This window comes from Lactococcus sp. AK05 (assembly GCF_041026685.1).
GTDB lineage: Bacteria > Bacillota > Bacilli > Lactobacillales > Streptococcaceae > Lactococcus > Lactococcus lactis.
Genome location: NZ_JBFTEI010000005.1, coordinates 118,399 through 134,486, shown reverse-complemented (window position 1 = coordinate 134,486; position 16,088 = coordinate 118,399). Strand labels below are relative to the sequence as shown.

General features: G+C 33.4%; 13 protein-coding genes and 1 pseudogene. 6 read left to right on the top strand and 8 right to left on the bottom strand.

Going from position 1 to position 16,088, the window contains the following annotated elements; translation table 11 throughout:
• Positions 1 to 120: pseudogene (locus AB6B24_RS10190) on the top strand (IS6 family transposase); the annotation flags it as partial.
• 210 nt (positions 121 to 330) lie between these two features.
• Here the strand turns inward: AB6B24_RS10190 and tnpA are convergent.
• The 5 genes from tnpA to AB6B24_RS10165 form a co-directional block, all read right to left on the bottom strand.
• The gene (gene tnpA, locus AB6B24_RS10185) at positions 331 to 786 is read right to left on the bottom strand and encodes an IS200/IS605 family transposase (RefSeq protein WP_287467313.1); all 456 of its coding nucleotides are present in this window, start codon (positions 784 to 786) and stop codon (positions 331 to 333) included.
• Positions 787 to 983: 197 nt separating this feature from the next.
• Positions 984 to 2,390, bottom strand: a complete 1,407-nt coding sequence (locus AB6B24_RS10180) for a deoxyribodipyrimidine photo-lyase (protein ID WP_251917170.1) — start codon at positions 2,388 to 2,390, stop codon at positions 984 to 986.
• A gap of 366 nt (positions 2,391 to 2,756) precedes the next feature.
• Positions 2,757 to 3,437, bottom strand: coding sequence for an IS6 family transposase (locus AB6B24_RS10175; protein WP_369164582.1), 681 nt, complete (start codon positions 3,435 to 3,437; stop codon positions 2,757 to 2,759).
• Between the two features lie 1,027 nt (positions 3,438 to 4,464).
• Complete coding sequence (gene scrK, locus AB6B24_RS10170; protein WP_029344971.1) at positions 4,465 to 5,337, bottom strand: fructokinase ScrK; 873 nt, start codon at positions 5,335 to 5,337, stop codon at positions 4,465 to 4,467.
• A 12-nt stretch (positions 5,338 to 5,349) separates the two neighbouring features.
• The gene (locus AB6B24_RS10165; RefSeq protein WP_369164580.1) at positions 5,350 to 7,302 is read right to left on the bottom strand and encodes a sucrose-specific PTS transporter subunit IIBC; all 1,953 of its coding nucleotides are present in this window, start codon (positions 7,300 to 7,302) and stop codon (positions 5,350 to 5,352) included.
• Positions 7,303 to 7,480: 178 nt separating this feature from the next.
• Between AB6B24_RS10165 and AB6B24_RS10160 the strand changes: the two genes are divergently transcribed.
• Both AB6B24_RS10160 and AB6B24_RS10155 read left to right on the top strand, forming a co-directional pair.
• Positions 7,481 to 8,899, top strand: coding sequence for a sucrose-6-phosphate hydrolase (locus tag AB6B24_RS10160; protein WP_043735977.1), 1,419 nt, complete (start codon positions 7,481 to 7,483; stop codon positions 8,897 to 8,899).
• Positions 8,881 to 9,852, top strand: a complete 972-nt coding sequence (locus AB6B24_RS10155; protein ID WP_043735979.1) for a LacI family DNA-binding transcriptional regulator — start codon at positions 8,881 to 8,883, stop codon at positions 9,850 to 9,852. The genes AB6B24_RS10160 and AB6B24_RS10155 overlap by 19 nt, the downstream gene beginning before the upstream one ends.
• 95 nt (positions 9,853 to 9,947) lie before the next feature.
• Here the strand turns inward: AB6B24_RS10155 and AB6B24_RS10150 are convergent, their stop codons facing one another.
• Positions 9,948 to 10,214 (bottom strand): hypothetical protein, encoded by a 267-nt coding sequence (locus AB6B24_RS10150; protein ID WP_369164578.1) that lies wholly within the window; start codon positions 10,212 to 10,214, stop codon positions 9,948 to 9,950.
• Positions 10,215 to 11,239: 1,025 nt separating this feature from the next.
• On the opposite strand from AB6B24_RS10150, the gene AB6B24_RS10145 reads away from it, so the two are divergent.
• The 3 genes from AB6B24_RS10145 (at position 11,240) to brnQ (ending at position 13,390) form a co-directional block, all read left to right on the top strand.
• Positions 11,240 to 11,512: a (4Fe-4S)-binding protein gene (locus AB6B24_RS10145; protein WP_015425977.1), complete on the top strand. Its 273-nt coding sequence runs from the start codon at positions 11,240 to 11,242 to the stop codon at positions 11,510 to 11,512.
• On the top strand, positions 11,512 to 11,784 hold the full coding sequence (locus tag AB6B24_RS10140; RefSeq protein WP_021214922.1) for a GNAT family N-acetyltransferase: 273 nt from the start codon (positions 11,512 to 11,514) through the stop codon (positions 11,782 to 11,784). The genes AB6B24_RS10145 and AB6B24_RS10140 overlap by 1 nt, the downstream gene beginning before the upstream one ends.
• Positions 11,785 to 12,019: 235 nt before the next feature.
• Positions 12,020 to 13,390, top strand: a complete 1,371-nt coding sequence (gene brnQ / locus AB6B24_RS10135; protein WP_195935606.1) for a branched-chain amino acid transport system II carrier protein — start codon at positions 12,020 to 12,022, stop codon at positions 13,388 to 13,390.
• A gap of 76 nt (positions 13,391 to 13,466) precedes the next feature.
• Here brnQ and AB6B24_RS10130 read toward each other — a convergent pair whose 3' ends face one another.
• Positions 13,467 to 14,921, bottom strand: a complete 1,455-nt coding sequence (locus tag AB6B24_RS10130; protein WP_311804261.1) for a collagen binding domain-containing protein — start codon at positions 14,919 to 14,921, stop codon at positions 13,467 to 13,469.
• 26 nt (positions 14,922 to 14,947) lie between these two features.
• Entirely contained in the window at positions 14,948 to 15,841 is an 894-nt protein-coding gene (locus AB6B24_RS10125) for a polysaccharide deacetylase family protein (protein ID WP_047206145.1), read from the bottom strand.
• Positions 15,842 to 16,088 lie beyond the last annotated feature (247 nt).

The window sequence follows — 16,088 nt, the reverse complement described above, 5'->3', positions numbered from 1 at the left end:
ACCACGATTAAAGGCATGGAAGCCATCCGAGGATTATATAAGAAAATCCGAAAAGAAGGCACTCTCTTCGGGTTTTCGGTCTGTACTGAAATCAACGTATTATTGGGAATCCCAGCTTAAATCATAGATACCGTAAGGGATTTTATTCTTTACGCCGATTGTAAAATTAAGCTAGACAACTAATCATAACCACCCTTCAAAAGGGTGGTTTGCTCTGAGGCTATAAGCCTCTGCTACTAGCCAGCGTCTCAAGGCGCTGGCTTTCACCTTGTTCAAGCCACATTGGTTCTGTCACTTTTGCTATCTCTAAAGAGACAACTCTATCACTTCTTAACCCTTAAAAGGGTCTTCATATTCTCGAACACTCAACTTATCTAGTGCTATATCATGTTTTTCCTGTTCTTGAATATATTTTTTGATGGTCGCTTCATTAAGACCAACTGTACTCACGTAGTATCCTTCCGACCAAAAATGACGATTGCCAAATTTGTATTTTAAGTTTGCATGCTTGTCAAACATCATCAACGCGCTCTTTCCTTTCAGATACCCCATAAAACTTGACACACTTATTTTTGGTGGAATACTTAAAAGTAAATGTACATGGTCCGGCATCATGTGACCTTCAATTATTTCGACTCCCTTATAGCTACATAACCGCTTAATAATTTCTTGAAGACTTGCGCGGTATTGATTATAGATAATTTTTCTTCTATACTTTGGAGTGAATACGATATGGTATTTGCACATCCACTTCGTATGGGCTAAGCTATTTGTTTTATTAGCCAACACTATCTCTTCCTTTCGTTAACAATATGGCCTGAACAACTATATTTTAACGCTTAAGAAGAGATTTTTTGTATAACTTTTTATCTTCCACCCGCATAGCAGGTGGTTTTTTGTTTCGCACGCGTTGCGAGCTCAACCGGGTCTAAAGACAACAACAAAAAGAAAAGACTTACAGTACTGTAAGTCCTTTCGCAATACTATTCTTGTGCTCTTTCTTTACTAAATTCATACTTTGCAAGTGCTCTTTTACGTTGTTCTTTATGGTCCACTATCGGCAACGGATACGTTTCACCTAACTGAATCCCATATTCTTTTTGTTGTGCTTCGGTCATTTTTTCAGGTTGATGGATAAATTTATTTGGTATTGCTTTTAACTCTGGTACAAACGTTCGAATAAAGTCTCCTTTTGGATCAAATTTTTCGGATTGCGTAGTCGGATTGAAAATTCGAAAATAAGGAACTGCATCGGTACCTGTCGAAGCCGCCCATTGCCAGCCGCCAATATTGCTTGCCGGATCATAGTCAACTAGCATCTGCTGAAAATACTTTTCACCCCAGCGCCAATCGATTAAAAGATCCTTAGTTAAAAAAGAAGCTGTGATCATCCGCAAACGATTGTGCATCCAGCCGGTTTCATTCAACTGACGCATCGCCGCATCCACGATTGGAAACCCCGTTTGACCAGCTTGCCATTTTTTAAAGTCAGCTCGTTTATTTTCCCATTCGACATATCGATAATTTTCTTGGATACTTTCTTCTTTTTGTTTTGGAAAAGCTACGTAGATCATGTGGTAAAAATCACGCCAGCACAATTCTTTTTCGAATGTCGTTTTACCGGTCGAATTCGGTGCCTTTTGAACTACTTGCCAAACTGTACGAATCGAAATTTCACCGGTACGCAAGTGACGAGACAAGCGACTGGTTTGATCTGCTTCAGGAATATCGCGCTTTTGATCATATACTTTAAGATCTTCTTTGACAAATTTCTTCAGTCGTTCTATTGCATAGGCTTCACCTAAAGGCTGATCGTCAAGCACAGGTAATTGCTCACAAAACGTCTTGAATCGCGCTTCTTCTTTTTCAAAAATCAGCTGACTTTTTACTGTCGTTTTGCTTAAATTCACTTCGATTGGACTTTCCTTCACTTGCTCGATCCATTTTTTATAGTACGGTGTATAGACTTTGTAATAGTTACCATTTCGTGTAATTTCTCTTGCTCCATGCAGATACCCATCCATAAATTCGTGGACTTGGATCTTTTGTTCTTTAAAAAAAGTACGCATTTCTTGATCACGAGTAGCGCCATATCCCGTTTCATCAGTATTAAAATAAATATCTGTAATTTCTGGCACAGCCTTCAATAGTTCTTTAAATGAATCTTTAGGATTTCCAAAATGAACATGCAAGTGGCGATGTTGATCGATTTGTTTTTTTAGATACGCTACACTTGAAAAAAAGGCCTGATGGTTAGGACTGCCTTCGATAAATTGTTCTGGATTTAATTGAAAAAATAAAATCAATTCCTCTGATTCCTCACAAGCTTTTGCTAGTGCTTTATTATCTGAAAGTCGTAAATCTTTACGAAACCACATTACTGAAGTCATCGTCATTTCCTCCCACTTGTTTTTATCTAGTATACGTGATTTAAAAAAATTATAGCATTATTATACATAACAAACAAGCAGAGCAACGGATGGTTTTAACGAAACATCCATTGCTCTGCTTGTTTTCATAGGTTTTTGGGGAGGTATCAAAAGATACTTATTTTTATTAGATTTCTTTCACAATATTTCGTTGACTTTTTTCTATGTCTCTACTTATTCTATCAATAATTCGTATTTTAGAACAACTGATAACTAGCAGCTGTTGATTTTCTTGGGAAAATTCCTTATCGTATCAACTTAGGTCATCCCAAAGGTTCTGTTGCGAAGTTTTAAAATAAAATACAACCTCTCTGAATTTCAATTATCTTAGGCTGATATTCCCATTAAGATTTTGATTTCAGTAGATACCGAAAAGCCGAAGAGCGTTCCATTTCTTCGGTTCTTTTTGTATATTCCTCGAATTGTCTCCATGCCCTTAATTGTGCTTGAGGCAGTACGTAGACTTCGATAAAATTTATTGCGTCGTTTGATTGGTCGATGGTCTTGCTCAATGAGGTTATTGAGATATTTAACGGTTCTGTGTTCTGTTTTTACATATAACCCATTGTGCTGTAGCTTTTTAAAGGCAGAGCCAATAGACGGCGCTTTATCCGTGACAATTACTCTAGGTTCACCAAACTGCTTATGTAGTCGTTTCAAGAATGCATAAGCAGCTTGAGTATCTCGTTTCTTTCGTAACCAGATGTCTAAAGTCAATCCATCCGCATCAATTGCTCTGTACAGATAATGCCATTTGCCTTTGATTTTGATATAGGTTTCGTCCATTTTCCACGAATAGAAGGACTGTCTATTTTTCTTTTTCCAGAGATGATAGAGGATTTTACTGTATTCTTGTACCCAGCGATAAATAGTGGTATGACAAACGTCAACCCCACGATCATAAAGGAGTTCTTGGACTTCACGATAGCTCAGATTGTAACGTAGATAATAACCCACAGCGACAATAATGACGTCTTTTTGAAATTGTTTGCCTTTAAAATGATTCATCCATATGTCCTCGCTGTCTTTCTATCCCATTTTACACTAAAATAGACTTATCGGAAAACTTTGCAACAGAACCCTTAAAAGCATCAAACAAACTTAACATAATAAAAAGTCATTAATTCAATTCTTAATGACTCTTTAATTTATTTTTTGTTCAAATCTTCCAAAATAATATGCTTAGTTCCTTAACTTTATAAACTCAAAAATTCAATGAGATTAAATCGTATCTATGATTTTATACCATAATTGCCCCAAATTTGTCCCATTTTATTTTTCAATTTAAGAAGTTTTCTATGAAACAGGTTTATAAAGGCTTATAGAACCTAAATTTAACTTTGAGAGCGACCTAAATAATCCCCTCTTCTCCTTACAATATATATCTTTTTTTATAACTATTTTGTATTTTTATAATTTTACACTTGTTTTTTAAGTAAATATAAAATTATTAAGAGTTTTTCTAGTATCGATTTATTCGGTAAATTTTATTTTAATTTTTATAATACACTGTTACAAAGGCAGTCATGAATATTCCCATATTTGAAATAAACGCTCAACGCGTTTGCTTAATATTAAAACACATAAAATAAAAAGTCACTAAAGTTTAGTGGCTCTTTATTTTATAAGTTTTCTATTGTTTTCAATAATGTCTAGTTGATTTATATATTTTAAATTTTACCCACTATTTGCCCACTAAATTTTATTTTAGTTTCTATAATGCATTGCTACACAGGCATCCAATAATATTCCCATATTTGAAATAATTTTGGGCATTTCAACTTTTCTTATTCTAAATAAGATAATACATAATTTGTGAAATACTGCCTTCCAAAGTAAGACCTAGAAATTTACTTTTCTCATACTTAAATTATTAGGTATTTAGCATCACTAAAAGAACTTTCGATTATGTTGCAAAAAGTTAAAAGATAACAAAGAAATGAAACTTTTTTATAGTTGTAATATCGCCTTAATATTTACAATTACCATTATATTTTGTTGAACTACATGCTAGAAATATATAGATTTTATATTATTATTCTTTTGTAAATAAAGAATATGCTAAATAGAAATTTCCTAACGTTGCTGAACCATTTTCTTTGACAGTTGGTAAGCGAATATACTTTTCTACAGAACAAGGCAGATCTATATAATTATTAAGCATAGAAATGAATTGTTTTTGTATAAGTGATATCATATTTGGTTTTTCCATTACACCACCTCCCAAAATTATACACTCGGGAGCTAATGTCAATGTTGCATTAATAGCCGCTTGAGCAATATAATAGCTTAAGATATCCCAGATAGGATCATCTGAAGAAATTTTTTCCCCAAGTATTCCTGTTCTAGCTTCAAGACTCGGACCCGCCGCAACTCCTTCAAGACAATCACCATGGAAGGGACAGATTCCTTCAAAAGTAAGATCATCTCTATGACGATTTATTCTTTGGTGCCCCATTTCCGAATGCCCAATGCCACCAATAAAATATCCATTTTGAATTGCTCCCCCTCCAATACCTGTACCGATTGTTAAATAAACAAGATTTTTTATTCCTGTATTTTTCATTTCACCATAGGCTGAGGCGTTTACATCAGTAGTAAAATATATTGGAATATCAAGTGCTTCTTTTAATTGGCCAACTAAATTTATATTTTTCCAACCAACTTTTGGCGTCGAAGTAATGTAACCATACGTTTTACTTGAAAGGTTTAGATCAATAGGCCCAAATGATCCTAAACCAATGGCAGAAACTCGGTTTTCTTTAAAATATTTAATCGTCTTACTTATAGTTTCTTGTGGCGTAGTAGTAGCAAATTTGAATTTTTTTATAATATTAAAATGTTCATCTGCAATAGCAAGTACAAATTTTGTACCACCAGCCTCAATTGATCCATAGTATACGGACATAGTTCGCTCCCTCTAGTTCAATAATAGAATTTTTTCTCCAACTTTGATATCAACATTTTCACTCAATGGCAAAATCTCATTGTAACTTGCTGAATTTGTAATAACAATAATTACAGTATCATCGAATCCACTCTTCTTGATTTCTTCTTTATCAAAAGATCCTAGTAAATCCCCTGCTTTTACTTTCTGGCCAACTTTAACATTTTGTATGAATCCATTACCATTCATTGAAACAGTATCTATTCCAATATGTAAAAGAACTTCACCTCCATTTTTTGTTTTTATACCATAAGCGTGACCTGTTTCATAAGCAATAATAATTTCTCCGTCGGCTGGTGAGAAAAGTTCTCCAGATTTAGGCTTGATTGCAATACCTTTTCCCATAATTTCTTTTGAGAAAACAGGGTCACTTACATCAGACAGAGGAATCACAAATCCATTTATCGGAGCAAGGAGTTCGCCACTTTTAACTGGATCGATAATAACTTTCTCAGGTTGGTATTGAGTTGTTGCATTCTGTTTATTTTTTTCTTTCGTAATAGATTTAGCTTCCATCCGCCGACCATAGATTGAGGTAACAACAAAGGCAATAAGAAAGCTAATAAATATCGAAATCATAAATTGTAAGTTATACCCAGCTTTAATAGAGATAAAGCCAATTAATCCTGCGGATCCCAGACTAACCGCAAGGACATGGAATAATCCCATAAATAATGAACCAATTGCTGAAGCCCCAAGAGCAATAAAGAACGGATATTTTAGTTTTAGATTAATCCCAAATAACGCAGGTTCTGTAATACCTAGAATAGCAGATACACCAGCTGGAGCTGCAAGAGCTTTTGTCTTAATGTTTTTAGTAACAAATAAAATTGCAAAAGTTGCACCAGCTTGAGCCATATTTGCGCAGGCCGCAACTGGAAAAATAAAGTCTCCACCAATACCACTGTGTTGATAGTTTGTGATTAACATTGTTTCAATGGCCGGAAAACTCTGATGTAATCCAGTTACTACTATTGCCGAGTAGAAGCCTCCAAACACAAGCATTCCTAGTGCCCCTAATGTGTTATAAAGTCCAACCAAACCATCTGTCAAGCCATTTGATACAAAACGAAGTGCTGGTCCCACAATAGTGAATGTGAGAAATCCAGTTATGATGACTGAAAGTAACGGAGTAAATGTGAAGTCTATAGCATCGTTAAGGTATTTATGAAAGAATCTCTCAAGTTTAGCAAGGATAAAAGCCACTCCAATTACAGGAAGAACTTGTCCTTGATATCCAGCCTGGGCAACTTTAAAACCAAAAATATCCCAATAAGTCATTGTATGATTAGAGATTGCTTCAGCAACATTATATCCATTAATAAGTCCAGGCATCACCATAATCATACCTACAACAGCACCTAAATATGGATTTCCGCCAAATCTTTTTGTGGCAGAATAACCTATTAAAATTGGCATAAAGGTAAATGGTGCGGCACTCATAGTATTAACAATATCAGCAAATCCTTTCCACCTCGGAAACATTTCAACAAGTGATTTCGTCGCGAAAAGATGTTCAGCTGTTAGCGCATTATTAAGAGCCATTAACAGACCACCAGCTACAAGAGCTGGTATCAAAGGAACAAAAATATCAGAAAGCAGCTTTACAAGTGCCATTACTGGATTTTGTTTTTTTTGACTTCCTGCAATCTCTTTGAGATCTGCAGTTGATGCCTCACTTATTCCTGTAAGTTTAATAAATTCTTCGTATACAGTGTTAACATCACCTGGCCCTACAATAATTTGATATTGACCAGCTGCTTCAAAAGTCCCCTTAAGATCTGGGTCATTATCTAGAGCCTCTTGATCAATAACGCCAGTATCTTTTAGGACTAAACGTAGTCGTGTCGCACAATGTGCAGCTCCTTGAATGTTATCACGCCCAACTGCATTTAAAATGCGTTCAGCTACCTGCTTATGATTCATAATTTTCTCCTCAAATAAAATGATTTCGCTTACAGAAATTATTTTATCATTTTTCTGATATATGTCAAGCGCTTGCCATGTTTTTTTATTTTTTTATTTTTCCGCGCTTGTTTATATTGATTTTTTTATAAAAAACGTTTATCATAAACATATATAATTTAGTAAATGAGGAAAAAAAATGAAATGGTCTACCAAACAACGATATCGTACCTACGATAGTTATTCTGAAAATGATTTACAGAGTTTACGCAAACTGGCACTAAAATCTCCTTGGAAATCAAATTTTCATATTGAACCAGAAACTGGACTTCTTAATGATCCAAATGGATTCTCTTATTTCAATGGAAAATGGCATTTGTTCTACCAACATTTCCCTTTTGGGCCAGTACATGGTTTAAAATCATGGGTACATCTAGTCTCAGATGATCTCGTCCACTTTGAGAAAACAGGGCTAGTCCTTTATCCAGATACAAAATATGATAATGCTGGAGCTTATTCTGGGTCCGCTTTAGCTTTTGAAAACTCCTTATTTTTAATATATACGGGTAATCACAGAGGCAAAGATTGGGTTAGAACTCCATATCAACTCGGAGCAAAAGTTGACAAAAATAATCAGTTAGTCAAATTCACTGAACCACTAATTTTTCCTGATTTTTCTCAAACAACCGACCATTTTCGAGATCCTCAAATTTTTTCATTTCAAGGACAAATTTATTGCTTAATTGGTGCTCAAAGCTCTCAAAAAAATGGTATAATCAAACTTTATAAAGCAATAGAAAATAATTTAACTGATTGGAAAGATTTGGGAAACTTAGATTTTTCAAAAGAAAAAATGGGTTATATGATTGAATGTCCGAACCTTATATTTGTCAATGGTAGATCAGTATTAGTTTTTTGTCCACAAGGACTAGATAAATCGATTGTTAAATATGATAATATATATCCTAATATGTATGTTATTGCGGATGGCTTTACTACTGGTTCAAAAAATCAGCTAAAAAATGCAGGACAACTAATTAATTTGGATGAAGGTTTTGACTGTTATGCTACGCAGTCATTTAATGCACCTGATGGCTCTGCTTATGCCATTTCATGGCTAGGTTTACCTGAGACATCATACCCCACTGATAAATACAATGTTCAAGGTGTCTTGTCCATGGTTAAGAAGCTTTCAATAAAAGACAACAAATTGTATCAATATCCAGTTGAAAAAATGAAAGAATTAAGACAAAAGGAACAAGATCTCTTACTAGCAGATAATAACATTATTACATCTAACTCTTATGAACTTGAGGTCGATTTTCGTCAGCAAAACTCTACACTTCTATCTTTAATGACAAATGAAAAAGGAGATAGTGCACTTAAAGTTGAGATAGATAAAGAAAATAATATTATTACACTTATAAGAAATTATGAAAAACGTTTGGTACATGTTAAAATAGAAAAAATGAACGTATTTATTGATCAATCAATTTTTGAAATTTTTATTAATGATGGTGAAAAAGTATTATCAGGTCGTGTATTTCCAGATAAGAATCAGTATTCGATTAGAAGTCAAAATCCGATAAAAATAAAATTATGGGAGCTAAAAAAGTGATTAAACTTGAAGATGTTGCAAATAAAGCTGGGGTTAGTGTAACGACAGTTTCGCGTGTTATAAATCGTAAAGGATATTTGAGTGACGCAACAATATCAAAAGTAGAAAAAGCAATGCAAGACTTGCATTATATTCCAAACGCAGCCGCACGTTCTTTGCAAGGAAAGTCTTTAAAATTAATTGGGCTAGTATTTCCAACTATAAAAAATATTTTTTATGCAGAATTGATTGAAAAAATTGAGCAAGCTCTTTTCAAACGAGGTTACAAAGCTATGTTAGCAACAACAGAACATGATGAACAAAAAGAGCGAGACTATCTTGCCTTACTACTTTCTAACCAAGTTGATGGAATTATTTATGGGAGTCATAATTTAAAAGCACATGATTATATAGCAATTGAAGCACCTATTGTTGCTTTTGACCGTTTATTAACCCCTGAAACGACTGTTGTTAGCTCTGATAATTTTGATGGAGGAATCCTAGCTACTAAAGCTTTGATTAACTCTGGAAGTAAAAAAATCGCCATATTTACTGGGAACGATAATACTAATTCTCCTACATATTTAAGGCGTGATGGATATTTGCTTGAGCTAGAAAGAAATCAATTAAAGCCTCATATAATAAAAATTCCTTCTCAATGGACTCTTCTTCGCAAAAAAGTTGAGATCAAAAAAATACTAGAAAACAATGATTTTGATGGGGTGTTTTGTACAGACGATTTAACAGCTATATTAGTAAAAGATCTGGCCTCAAATTTAAACAAATCACTTAATGTGGTAGGTTTTGATGGAACTGAATTTATAGAGAACTACTACCCTAACCTAACAACGATAAAGCAACCAATAAATGATTTAGCGGAACTCTTAGTTGATTTAATCATACGAAAGATTGATGGAGATAACATTGATATTACATATCAACTTCCTGTTCAGCTACATTATGGTATAGATTAAAAATATATTTTACTCCTTCAAAAAGACACTGCTTTAATTCTGCAGTGCCTTTTATTTTATATACTTTTCTATTTTTTATGTCAACATGATATATACTATTTCTTTTTTAATATGAAATGGCCTTTGAAAATATCGAAGAGTAACTTTCCAATATTGTTACCCTTCTCTTCTCGAATAGGTAATTCACTTGAGGCTACTGCATATGTTTGAGTAATTAAATAAGCATATTGTTCGTAATTTAATGAAGTAAAAATTAACACTATATTTGTTCTCTCTTTTTTTGATATAACTCGCCTGATAACACTCTCTAATTCATAGCCATTTACGGAAATAATAATCTTTTGCTCTTCCTTTAGTTCCATTTTATTATTAGACTCTATTCTAATGATTTTAACTTGTCAATTTTAGGCTAATGAAGAGTGATGGTATCGTCGAGGTGTTTAAAGAATAATCCAACTTCTGTTTAATTTGAAACATTCAGAACTCAATCGTTTACAATTACTCATGATAAGTTCACTTGTCCCCCCTGTAAATATTTATTTATCTATCTATTTGTTTTTGTCATTTTAACGATTGGATAATAACAAAAATCACCAAAATAGTAAATACTATCATGAGACTCAATGACTGAGATACATTTGATAAGGTCACTGCTGGACTGACGGTGATTTAAATCTAAGTTATTGACGTCAAACTTATGAGAAATTCCTTAAAACACATAGTATTTTTAAACCCGATATGCCAATTATTTTTGAAGAATACAAGCTTGTATACAAAAAGGGAATGAAACAATAAAAAAATCCAAGTATAAATACCTGGATAAAAAGTCTAACTTTTGGAGTGCACATCAGTTCATTTATTTAGACTATCTCACTTAAGAGTTGTTTGTAAATTTACTTTAATATTTTAAACTGCAAAACCTACTATAAATTTTACAGTAGGTTTTGGATAAAGTAGATGCTGTATAGTTTTGCTTTGGTTAGTTCTTTGGTTCATTTTATTTTTATCAACAAAACATCTTTTAAAACTGGGTTAAAACGCACTTTATATGTGTATCAAAAATTTCCATTATCTTATTTGAAATTCCTTCTCCGTAATTTTTTAAGCAAAAAATTTTCCAATTTATTACTAGAGTTTTTTCTCTTTTTTATTAATCTGTCATTGATTAATTAATTTTACTTTTATTTAATCAACCCTAAAACATATTTTCATTTTTTTCCAAGACAAAAAAGTCAATAAGCATTTATATTATAACATATCTGTATATCTCTTTCATCTCTTCCTAGACCCCTATATTATTTTTTAATGCTTTCTATAGATATCATTCTGATAAAGCAGCTTGACAAATGTCATATAAAAAAATACAATCGTAAACAGGAGGAAGAAAATGGATAATTCAAAATTATTTGGCGAAGCTGCGAATGAAGAACAACTATTGAAAAATGATTATCGTAAGTATCGTGGTGAAAACATGGATATTTATTACAATGTAGCAATTTGTGAACATGCAGGTGAGTGTGTTAGAGGAAATCCTTTAGTATTTGAAGTTGGCCGTAAGCCTTGGATTATCCCCGATAATGGCGATGTCGCTTCCAATCAATCAGTAATCAATAGATGCCCTTCTGGAGCACTAAAATATTTGGCGAAGGAGAAAAACTAATGAACATTATTGAAAGAGAAAATCTATTTGAACTTCTGTCAGATAAAGGAGAAGTCATTGGCGAGATGGCCTATATGCCTATGAATAATTCAATAATAATCACTCATACTGGCGTTTCACTTGACTATCGCGGTCAAGGCCTAGCCGAAAAATTAGTTCTTGCCGGAATCCAAAAAGCAAGACGCGAACAATTAAAATTAGGAGCCACTTGCCCATATGCCGTCAAATATTTCAGAGAACACAAAGAAGAATTAACTGATGTTTTGAAATAAGCTAATCTTTAAATATAAAAGACCTTTTAGCGGGGTCTTTTTTACGTATTCTAAATTAAGCAAGAAAAAAATTTTCTTCAAACTTTACTTTAACACTGAATTTACTTGGTAATTTAAAAGGCTTAATAAAATCAATCGTCATGTTTTCTATAAAATTGTGTTGTAAATTCACAATTTTTTTGCTATAATAATTCATTATTTTATCTATCAAACAAATCAATTATAAGGAGTATTTATGGAGGAAAAATTAGCTGGTAAAGACTACCTCTTTATAGGGTCAATGTTATTCGGACTTTTCTTTGGTGCTGGAAATTTAATTTTTCCAATACATATGGGTCAAGAGGCCGGAGCCGCTATTTCACAAGCAAATTTTGGTTTTTTAATTACAGCAGTCGGCTTTCCCTTTTTAGGAATTATCGCTCTGGGAATTTCTCAAAGTAACGGAGTTTTTGAGTTAGCTTCCCGAGTCAATCGTATTTATGCTTATATTTTTACAATTTTACTTTATCTCGTTATTGGCCCCTTTTTCGCTCTTCCTCGCTTAGCAACCACTTCTTTTGAAATTGGAATTTCACCTTTTTTAAGTCATGACCTCCAAGCTCCACTATTGGCTCTTTTTAGTATCCTTTTCTTTGGAACCGCCTGGTTTCTGTCTAGAAAGCCAACAAAACTCTTAGATTATATCGGAAAATTTTTAAATCCCCTCTTTTTGGTTTTGTTAGGTATTATTTTGGTCATTGCTTTCACTCATCCATTAGGAAAAGTTAGCCAAGCAGAAATTGGTAAAGCCTATCAAGCATCTCCTATTTTGACAGGTTTCACACAAGGTTACAATACTCTTGATGCCTTGGCTGCCTTAGCTTTTGGAATCATTATCATCACAACTATTCGCCAACGTGGCGTAAAAAATCCTAAAATTATTGCTAAAGAAACCATAAAAGCTGGCCTCATCAGTGTAGGACTAATGGCTATCATTTACACCTGCCTTTCTTACCTAGGTGCTATGAGTCTTGGGCAATTTGCTATTAGTGAAAATGGTGGAATTGCTCTCGCTCAAATTTCCAACCACTACTTAGGAAATTTCGGCATGATTATCTTAGCACTCATTGTCATCATCGCTTGCTTAAAAACAGCCGTTGGCTTAATGTCTGCCTTTTCTGAAACCTTTGTCGAATTATTTCCTAAAAAAGAATACAGTTTTTATCTAATCATCGTAAGTATTCTTCCTTGCATCTTTGCAAATATAGGTTTGACAAAAATTATAGAACTTTCAGTTCCAGTCCTCATGTTTTTATATCCCTTAGCCATTATTCTTATTTTATTAGCTTTATTAAGCCCGCTTTTTAAACATTCTAGACTCGTCTATCAGATAACAACTGCTTTTACACTTTTAGCGGCTATTATCGACGGACTTAATGCTCTTCCAGCCAATCTCCACACAATTACTTTCATATCAGTAATAATTAATTTTGCTAAAGACTTTCTACCCTTTTTCTCCCTAGGAATGGGTTGGATTCTTCCGGCGGTTTTAGGCTTTATCATCGGATGTTTATGTCAAATCACGATTGCTGTGTATAAAAATAAAAAGTCTTCAACACTTTCATAAAAGTTGAGAGCCTACAATATATAAAAGGAGTTTCAAATAATTGATAACTCCTTTTCTTTTACATCAACTCAGATAACTAAATTTTTGATTTTCTCCTAATATAAATCATTCCAAGACCCCCAGAAATCAATAGAAGTATTCCCAACACTTTGAAAAAATCCCTTGGGCTATCCCCTGTTTTAGGCAACTCTTCAGAAGGTTCTGATTCCATTGAAGAAGACGAAACCGACATTACTTGTGAGGATGAACTAGGAGCAGTAATTGATTGGTCGGGTTTTTCAGGAGTTTCTTCTTTAACAGGGATGATTGTATTTATAAAATTATATCCCTCCTGTTGACTCGTGTAATTACTAACAGGCACCTCTTTTACATCATAATCGTAAAGTTTCCCACTTTCATCATACTTATCCAAATCGGTAAACGAATATTTCCAATTTTCTTTAGCCGTCACATCTTGTGAATCAACTTTCTCTCCATTCCGATATAACTCAATACTAATAAGACTTGGTCTTAAACCACGTGCATTATTATCATCAATCCAAGTTTTCTCTCCAGAAATAGAAAGTTTCATACTTGCATTTCCATTTCCTCCATTGTTAGGAGTATGAACTTCTACTACCTGTTTTTCAATATTTTCTCCCGTCAATTCTCCTCTATTTTCATACTGTTGAGAAACCCCTCCATCCGTTGCCCTCGTTGAATAATCGACAATAATCGTATTGGAAATATCCCCTAAATTCACGGTAAATCCATTCACACCATTTTCTAAAATGCTAGCCTGAGGATAATAGCTATCAACATTATAATTCTCTCCATCACTACTATATGTCACATTAGCTACCGAAATCGAACCAGAAACTAAATTCTGATTCCCACCAATAATATCAGTATAAATAGCTTTCTGGATATTTTCTTTAGCATAATTGATCCGAACCTGCCAATGAATTAAGGTTGAATCATTCTCGTCAACCCATCCCCATTTATAAAGTACCTCATCTTTATCCGGTCCCGTTGCTGAACCAATGTTAATCTCTGTTGTTCCTCCATCTTTCCAATCAACTACTACCTTTGTGTCTTCCTCTACTTTTTGTTCATCCCAATTAACCCAAACGGAAAATGAACCTTTAATATCTGAAGTTGCATTTTCAACAAGTTTTGAAAAAGTAACAGTTACCACCCCCGTAAGATGATTAGCAACCGCCGTTCCGATAATATTTCCAGCTTCATCTTTTATTTCAAAAGTAATGTCTTTTGATAAAGTTAATAAATCAGGAACATTGACACTCATTGTATCCCCCTGAGAAACGCTTCCCACTGGAATATCAAAATCCCAATGAGCCTGAACATCATCATAAATACCAAAATCTGTTTTCGGATTTCCCAAATCATCAGTCAGTTCATGTCCCGTTATAAATTTATTTCCATAGTCAGCAGCAAATACATTTGAAGTTGTAAATAAATTAATTCCAACCAAACACATCAATAAACTCAGAACCATTAATAATTTAAATGACTTATTCTTCGCCTTCATGAATATCTCCTTCTTATTTTCTCTTATTATTGTGCCCCTTCACTTAAGAGCCAATGTTTGATAGTTTTCCAATTATCCTTCGTAACAATCAACCTAGGAATATTACTATATAGTGTTTCATTAGTCACTACACCTGGAGATAGTGTGAATATTCCTTGAATTCCATCTTGTAACATATAATCTTCTAAGTCTTTATTTTGTGCTCCATAAGGATAAGCAAAAACTTTTCCTTTTTGATCTAACTTCTCATCAAATGCTTTCTGACTTTTTTGGTAATCTTTTTGCACTACTTTTTTTGAAATATTAGTAGATAAAATCGGTTCAAAGTTTTCTTGATAATGTAAGTCATTCGTATGTAGTCCTGAAGTAACCAAAGGATTTTCATTCATTTTCTTTATTTCTTTCCAAGTCGACATTTGTGAACCATCAATGGTTTGTCCAACTTTTCCCGTAATAATGAATTGTGTAAAGGGTAAGTCTAACTTTTTCATTATTGGATAAGCGTTCTCTGGCAAAGATTTATCAATATCATCAAAGGTAACCACTACTGCCTTGCCAATCACCTCTTTTTTATTAAGCTTCTCTATCAGTTCTGAACTAGTCAAAACTTTAATATGATTTTTCTTTAAAAATGTCATTTGCTGTTCAAAATCTTGCAAGAATACATTATATTCATGGAGTTGAGAATTATGCGAAATTGAATAAGCGAAATTTGTAACCACCGTATCTTTTAACACACGGTGATAACAAAGAACAATAATTCCATCATTGTCTTTAAGCAAACTCTCATAAGCAAAATCTGGCTGCTCCTTTTTTCCATCTTGTACATATTTTTTTGTTTCACGTGTGGACATAAACACCAAGATAGCAATAAGCCCAAACATCAATATCAAAAAAATATTCTTTTTACTAAACTTCATATTATAAATCTAAGCCTCCTTCGTTAAAATATAAAGACTAGGAATCGTTAATATTGAAAGAAGACAAAACAAATCATAAATTATATCTTCCCAATTTGTTATTGGAAACCCAATGATTACAAAGACAGAGATAATTCCATCACTATATATCCCCAGCAAAGAGATTAATAAAAGAACGAAAACAATTAATATAAACAGCCAACATAGTGAAACAGCCAAGAATTCCAAAAAATGTCGTTTTTTCATC

Bases quoted from the DNA above. Each gene is read 5' to 3' on its own strand.
- AB6B24_RS10155 (WP_043735979.1), top strand. From the start codon at position 8,881: ATGGGAGCTAAAAAAGTGATTAAACTTGAAGATGTTGCAAATAAAGCT.
- scrK (WP_029344971.1), bottom strand. From the start codon at position 5,337: ATGTCCGTATACTATGGATCAATTGAGGCTGGTGGTACAAAATTTGTA.
- AB6B24_RS10125 (WP_047206145.1), bottom strand. From the start codon at position 15,841: ATGAAGTTTAGTAAAAAGAATATTTTTTTGATATTGATGTTTGGGCTT.
- brnQ (WP_195935606.1), top strand. From the start codon at position 12,020: ATGGAGGAAAAATTAGCTGGTAAAGACTACCTCTTTATAGGGTCAATG.
- AB6B24_RS10160 (WP_043735977.1), top strand. From the start codon at position 7,481: ATGAAATGGTCTACCAAACAACGATATCGTACCTACGATAGTTATTCT.
- AB6B24_RS10130 (WP_311804261.1), bottom strand. From the start codon at position 14,921: ATGAAGGCGAAGAATAAGTCATTTAAATTATTAATGGTTCTGAGTTTA.
- AB6B24_RS10145 (WP_015425977.1), top strand. From the start codon at position 11,240: ATGGATAATTCAAAATTATTTGGCGAAGCTGCGAATGAAGAACAACTA.
- AB6B24_RS10165 (WP_369164580.1), bottom strand. From the start codon at position 7,302: ATGAATCATAAGCAGGTAGCTGAACGCATTTTAAATGCAGTTGGGCGT.
- AB6B24_RS10140 (WP_021214922.1), top strand. From the start codon at position 11,512: ATGAACATTATTGAAAGAGAAAATCTATTTGAACTTCTGTCAGATAAA.
- AB6B24_RS10175 (WP_369164582.1), bottom strand. From the start codon at position 3,437: ATGAATCATTTTAAAGGCAAACAATTTCAAAAAGACGTCATTATTGTC.
- AB6B24_RS10180 (WP_251917170.1), bottom strand. From the start codon at position 2,390: ATGACTTCAGTAATGTGGTTTCGTAAAGATTTACGACTTTCAGATAAT.
- AB6B24_RS10150 (WP_369164578.1), bottom strand. From the start codon at position 10,214: ATGGAACTAAAGGAAGAGCAAAAGATTATTATTTCCGTAAATGGCTAT.